Below are 6,831 nucleotides of genomic sequence, written 5' to 3'. Positions count from 1 at the left end.
AAACTCCGCTGCTGCCCCCGCCGCGCCGGCCGACTGGCCAAAGCCATCCACGTCCTACAGAACTACGAGATCACCGCAGGATGAAAAAGGCTCACGGATTACCTCCGCTGGTGGTGATGTCAAAGGTGTCGCGCAGTTTTTGGTAGTCGTTGGAGTTGAGGGCGGCGATTTCTTCTGGTTGTGTCGTCAGTCCGGGTTGGATGAGGACTTCGTCGGGGTTCGCGCCGTGGGCAGGGGCGGCCCGCAGTTTGAAGGTGAGCGCGTCGACATCCAGCGGAAGTTCGATCCACTTGAGGTAGTCGGCTCGGGCCCGGATCGCGGCCAGCACTCGGTCGCGCACCCAGGCGGTGGTCTGAGGATCGTTCCCGGTGATCGTGATGGGGCCGATCGGGATGCCGCGCTTCTGCCGCCATGCCAGCGCGTCCGCGATCCGTTGTCCTGCTCTGTCCGCGTGGTCATCGGCATTGCCGTTTGTGAAAGTCACCCGGAATGAGTTGCCGGGGTCGACGAGGTCGCGGAGCCGGATCGGTGCGGGCGCGGTCTCGCCGGGCATCACAACGTGATTGAGCACGCCGTCAGCCACCGAAAAAGTATACTTAGCGTTGCGCAAGCGAGTACCGAGCAGGCCGCTGGCTGCTATGAGTCGCTTGATGGGCCGGTCGGGCCACCTGTGATTCCATTCCTGCATGATTTTCTGGGCAAAGGTGGGTGCAGTTCCGCCGGTGGGCGCGTTGATGCTGCATGAAACCATCAGCATTGGCGGGCTCTGGTCGTGGTGGGCGCCTTCGAAGACGGTGTTGGCGTGGAGTACCGCCGCTGCGCGGTGATGGTCCAACTGCTCTTGGTCGCCGAGTTGGTCCAGGCGACCGGTCTTCCAGGCCCCGACCATGGATTGGGCGTTGGCATGTCCGGTGCTAACCCAGTGCCGGGTTCCGGCGACGGGGCTGACGTGGACCTCGTTGGCGGGTGTTGTGAGGTAGAAGCGGTTGGCGAACTCGAGATTCTGGCGGTATGTCAACGCCCAGGTCGTATCGTAGATCAGATCGCTTTCTTTGCTCGGGAAGTGCCGGCCGAATTCACCTAGTTCGGGGTTGGTCAGCGGGCGGGAGATGATTTCTGCCGGGGTCGGGGTGGGGCGTGGTGTGCGGCCGATGGCGGTGCCGTGTGCCGGGATGGTGGTGATGGCTACTGTTCCGTCTGGGTTGAAGGTGAAAGGGCCGTCGGACCAGTAGAGGGTGCGCGCGTATCCGCCCGAGGCGAGTCCTCGCTGGATTTGGTCTGGGTCGAGCGCCCCGTCGGTGAGGGTGGCGAGCACCACCGAGGGGATTTCGGCTGGGTCGCGGCCCAGTGCCAGACGCAGGTCGTCGTCGTCGCGGAGGGTCTGCGTCAGGGTGTGCGCGTCGTGCTCGGCTTCGGTGCTGCCTGTGGGGTAGGCGGGTCTGATGCCGCGGTATCCGGTGGGGGTGCGTTCGCCGACGATGAAGACGGGGGGTGTGGTGCTGGTGCCCCATCCGGTGATGGTTCTGGTGCCGTTGGGCAGTGTGGCGTGGTTGTAGTCCTTGGTCCGGAACGATTCGCGGGCCCAGTCGGAGTAGAGGGCGAGCCGGGCGTCGTCGCCGGGGGCGCGGACGACGACCATGCGGATGTTGTGGTCTGGGTCGCGGATCAGGCTCAGACGGAGGTCGCCGGCTCTGAAGGCGGATACGTGTGCGAATGTCAGGGTTGCCGTGTCAGCGGGTCCGGGGAGTTCGGCGTGTCCGATTTGGGCGTAGGTGTCGGGGAAGAGGCCGGCTGTGTGCAGGCCGGTGACGAAGTCGAATCCGAATCCGCCGAAACTGGGGCGGTCGCCGCTGCCGGGGACGAGGATCACCAGCGGGTGGGAGGCCAGCATTTGAACGAAGTCCGGATCGAGCAGGTGATCTTCGGCTGACCATTGGCCTTCTACCTCGAAGGCGGTGCTCATGCCGGTTCGTTCGGCGAGTGCGGCGCTGTCGGCGACGCCAGGCGCGATGAAGATCACCGGCTGGCGCGCGCCCCAGGGGCCGCGTAGCTTGATCGTGCCGTTCGCGACACCGTCGGCGAACTGCTGCGCGGTTTGCGACCAGTGCTGGTCGGAGCTCCGGAACCCGAACACCGGTCCCGAGCGGAACTTCCACGTCTTATCGTGAGGCAACTCGTCGCGCTGGAGCTTCACACCATAGCCCACGCTCAGCATGGGCACGACCTCTTTGGGGAACCACCCCAGCGGGAAGGCCCCAGAAAGGACGTGGATCTGCCACGCCTTCCCGCGTTTTCGCAAGTGTTCGGCCAGGCTCCCGGCGATCTCGTGGTGCTGCGGTCCCATGTGTGTTTGCAGGATCACCAGTGGTGGTCGGACCCTGCCCTCGGTGCGGGCACGGAAGTGGCTGTTGCGCACCAGGAGTGCGGTGGTGTCTTTCGTTGGCAGGATGTTGTCGGCTCCGCCTTTGAACGGCGTTCGCCCGTCCTCGCCGAGGAACAGCCACACCGGGGGAGTGCGCCCTGGTTCCATTGCTTCCCGCCACGGCATCGGCACCACTCGGCGGCGGCCGTTGAGATCCCACTCGAACGCCCACTTCAGCATCTCGACCGAGTGGTCTTTGAGAAGTTTTTCGTAATACCCGCTCGTGTCCAGTTCGAACCCTTGCAGTTGGCCGTCGGCGCTGGTGACCGGTTTCAGCGCGAGGTCCTCGGGCCCCGGCGGTGCGACCTGGCAGTAGTCGGTGAAACTCGGGGCGAGCTCGATCGGCTTGCCGGTGGTGACGTCTTGTGCTCGTGATGCGGCCGCCATCGGCCGGTACGGGCCATTGCCGCGCAAGGCTTCCGCGAACTCATTGGCGATGTGCCAACCCTGCACCGTTGTGGTGCGGGTGTGAACGGCGATCCACACGCTGCTTCGGGGGGCTGCCAGTGAGAAGCTGGGGTGTGCCCGTACTGCGGCGGCCGCGTCCTGAGGACTTACCACGCCCGTCCCGGACAGCACCCCGCGCACGTCGACTTCCAGGACCACATGATTGGCCTGCTGGGCATCAGAGCCCGTCAGCCAGCGAGGAGTGCTCGCCACCATCGAGGTCAGCAGACGTTCCGGCCAGCCCGCGGTCACCGCGTGGTCGGAGGTCAGCTGGAAGGCGCCGTGACCCTGCTCGATCACCTGCGCGGACACGACCTGGAAGTCGCCGCGATGCAGCGGGGCGATCGTGGTGGACGCGGGGTCGGTCGCGAGTAGTGCCGCGGTGACGTGCCGGTGGGGGCCGGCGCCTCGTAGCAGGCCCGCGAGCCGGGTGGCCAATGCCTGGGCGTCAGGTCCGTGCACGACGAGCCGGATCTCCACGGCGGGGTCGGCCGGAAAACCCAGCACGCCACGCACGGCCTCAGCGGCGTCCCGCGCGGCCACATCACCGTCGCGCGTCACCACCGAGCCGGCTCCGGCTGCTTGCAGGAAGATGTAGTAGGCACTGGTGGTGTTGTTCGGGTCCTGTCCTGTCAGGCCTCCGATGAAGCCGGTGAACATGGAGTGGATCCAGCCGGCGGGTGGGGTGATCGAGTCGATGATGACGGCGCCGCCGGCGACCAGTCCGGCTCCGGTCAGTTCGTGCACTGTGACCAGTGGTGGCGGTGGTGTTGTCGATGATGAGCCGGGTGTGGGTTGTGCTGCTCTGATGGTGAGGCTTGTGGGTGGTGTGCCGCCGCGGAGCCTGCCTGGCTGAGGGCCCTGGGGCTGTCCTCGTGGTGGTGTCCATGTGGCCTCGGCCATCAGGTCGCGTGCGAGGTCGGTGGTGGCGTCGTGTTCTGGTCCGAGCAAGCCCCGTTCGAGTTGGTAGAGCCGCCATGCGACCAGATCCACCACCGTGTCGTGGACAGCCTGCTCCGGCTGGCCTGAGCGGTCGAGCACCAGCAGCGGGCCTCCGTGGGGAGCCATGATCGCTCGCGCCTGGTCACGCAGCTGTGTCAGCCGGGCAGCGGAGGCCTTGGCGGACGCCTGCGCCAGCAGGTCCGCGTCAGCCAGGTGAGTCAACGGCGTCGCCGCCGTCACCCGCCGCTCCGTCGCCGAACCGGAACCGGCATGGCCCTTGACAACCCGCCTCGCCGCCTCGGAGTTGCCGGACAACGCACTTTCCCGCTGCACGACCCCTGTCGGCCGAGCCGCGGCGGTGACGCCGTGCGACAGCCGTGCCTGGCGCATCTCGAACGCCGACCGCTCCACTTCAGGCACCGAGTCAGCCGTCGAATCGGTCACCGACTCCGCATCGGAATCCCACTCCCTCAGCGGTTCCACGCTGAACACGGAATCCGTGTCGGAGGAATAAGGCGAAAACTCGTCGTGGCGGTCAGTGGGCTCGTGGTGTGTGCCGGTCACGTCCGGCGTGTGCCCGGCGGTCGAAGTGATCGACGGCGTGACGGCCTGGTCGCTGGCGACGGAGAGATCCCCGCGGCCGGCGACGGCACCACCCGCCACGGCACCGGCAGCTCCGGCAGAGCCTGCTCCCTCATCGGCGATCCGGAAGTCGTGCCCTGCTGATTCGTCCGGCCGCGGCCCACCCGTCAAGCCGGCGATGACCGCTCCCGACGGCACGTCAGCCTCGCCGCCACTGGCCGCAACCAGTAAGGAGGAGGTTCCGGCCACGCCGTCATCCCCACCACGAACAGCGGGCCGCACCTCATGGCGATCACCAAGACCGTTCGGGCCTGCCTGGCTGTTCAGGTTGTCCGGCTGGCCGGCGGGGCCCGGCTGCACCTGGGCCGGCGGCGGGGCCTGGACCGGCGACGGCTCAGGCCGCGGTGGCACCCGCACCGACTGCTGCGAACCAGCCCCCTCCAGCACCGGCAACCCCACCCCCCGCGGCTCGGTCGGCAGCAGCACGCCCGGCCGCACAGTGGAACGCCGCGCCACGGCCGCAGACAGGTCCTGAACAGGGGACGGCCCAGCCGGAGTGTGCCGTGCGGATCCGACGGAGACGCCGGAAGGCGGTTCAGGCCGCGGCTGCCGTGGCTCGGCCGGTTCACGGCCTGGCATGCCTGCATCGGGCGACACGGCCGCGGCCGGCCGCACCGGCGTGGCCCCAGCAGACACCACCGCCGCGGCCGTCTCATCCCCTGAACCACCCCGACCAACACCACCGTCCCCGCGATCACCAGAGACAGGACCACCAGGCTTCTGATCACGGGGCTGGTGATCGCCGGGCCCGGCAACAACATCCTTGCTGTCGAGCATGCCGGTGCGTGCCGAGCCGCCGTAACCGATCCGGTCCAGCACGCCCCGGATCCTGTACCCGGCGACCGCCGCCCTGACCCCCAGATGACCGCTGACCAACCCGTTGACCATCCCGGTCCACAGACCGTCCGCGTCCGTGCCAAAAACCCCCGCCGCGGTAGCTCCCACCGCCAGCTCCGCCACCGCCTCGCTGGCACCATGAAACCCCGCCGTGTGCACCAGCCGCGGAGCAAACCGCCCCACCCCCACGTGCAGACCGCCTATCACCAGACCGGCCTGCCCGCCCCACCCGGAGGAGACCCCCGCCTGCTGCCAATCCGCCCAGCCTCTGGTGTTTTCCGCCATCTGCGCGCCCTGCGCGCCCAGATCCCTCACCAGGTCCTCCACCCCCTCCTCCAACGCCTTCGCCAGCAGCCGCACCGACCAATGCAACGACCGCACGATCGCATGCACCGCCACCCGCGCCGCCGCCACCAACGACGGCACCAATGGCGCGGTGAACGGACTCGCGATCGCCCACACGATCGTCGACGCGAAATACGACATCTCGATCACCATCGAATACGTGCCGTGCTCCACCTGCAACGCCAGCTCCCGCAACCCCTCCGCCTGCCGATCCGCCAGTACTGCCAGCCCGTCCAGCCCACCCGCCGCCCTCGACACTCCCGACCGCAACGCATTACCCGCCTCACCCCCCACCACCTGCTCCACCAACCACCCCACCTCCTCCAGCTCCACCTCCAACTCCCGCAACAACCCTCCAACCCGGCCCCACCCACCCCGCAGCCCCCGCACCAGCGGCACCGACACCCGCGGCGCCACATTTCCCCCCAACGGCACCCACAACGCATTCAACGCAGGATCAAGATGGACATCCATCACGCCACCCGACCGCGCCGCGCAGGCCACGCCCAGTGAGCAGGAAAACGCACGCCAACACCGCGAACCCGAAGGATTTTGGACACCGGACGCGCCAAGTAAAAAATGGCCGCGGTACCTGCTCGATGTGCTACCCGCAGGACTGGCTGGGTGGCGCATTTCGGTAGTCGGCCATTCGTCTTGTGAGGTGCAGGCACGGGCCCAGTAGAACAAATGTGGGCCTGTGAAACAAGATTTCCCCAGGTCTCCTGGCGGGACGTACAGCCGACTCTGCCCTAAATCATCCTTAGATTACCTCCTGCTTGGGCTTCGTCTCGCTTGGTGGACTGTGTCACGAGGTGGACGAAATATCGGCGGGTCAACGGTTCAATGTTCGCTCATATCCTTGTCGCGTCGATGTCAATTCGCTCCAGGGTCGCCCGGTGAGGCTGGCCCGCAGGAAAACGAAGTTCGGAAGCTTTCGCTGATGGATATCCGTGCGAAACCGCGCTCACGCGCTTTGGGTTCGAGTCAATGGCGTCGAAGTTGCCCTGTGCTGCGGAACGACCAAGTGTCTCAAGGGGCACGGGCGTAAAAAGGGGAGCATGGTCCGGCATCGGTCGAAATGTGGGGGTTGTGGTGGCGCTACAGTGAACCTTTTTCATCCTGGTCTGGATGCCTTGGCGGACAAGGGTTTTCTGTTGTGACTGGTTGACGCGGTCGCGGCGTGTCGGACCCTGGAC

General features: G+C 66.9%; 2 protein-coding genes and 1 pseudogene. 1 reads left to right on the top strand and 2 read right to left on the bottom strand.

The genetic code is table 11. The features are described from left to right. Positions 1-84, top strand: a pseudogene (locus ABZV40_RS46155) (IS5/IS1182 family transposase); the annotation flags it as partial. 7 nt (positions 85-91) lie between these two features. Here ABZV40_RS46155 and ABZV40_RS46150 read toward each other — a convergent pair. Continuing rightward, positions 92-5,968 (bottom strand): hypothetical protein, encoded by a 5,877-nt coding sequence (locus tag ABZV40_RS46150; RefSeq protein ID WP_355456476.1) that lies wholly within the window; start codon positions 5,966-5,968, stop codon positions 92-94. Between the two features lie 518 nt (positions 5,969-6,486). After that, positions 6,487-6,831 (bottom strand): hypothetical protein (locus ABZV40_RS46145; RefSeq protein ID WP_355456475.1); only part of this gene is annotated, 345 nt, incomplete at its 5' end.

Origin of the sequence: Lentzea sp. NPDC004782 (genome assembly GCF_040609115.1) — a bacterium.
Taxonomy (GTDB): Bacteria; Actinomycetota; Actinomycetes; order Mycobacteriales; family Pseudonocardiaceae; genus Lentzea.
The sequence above is the reverse complement of the archived record's forward strand: the minus strand, read 5'-3'. Positions and strand labels throughout refer to the sequence as shown.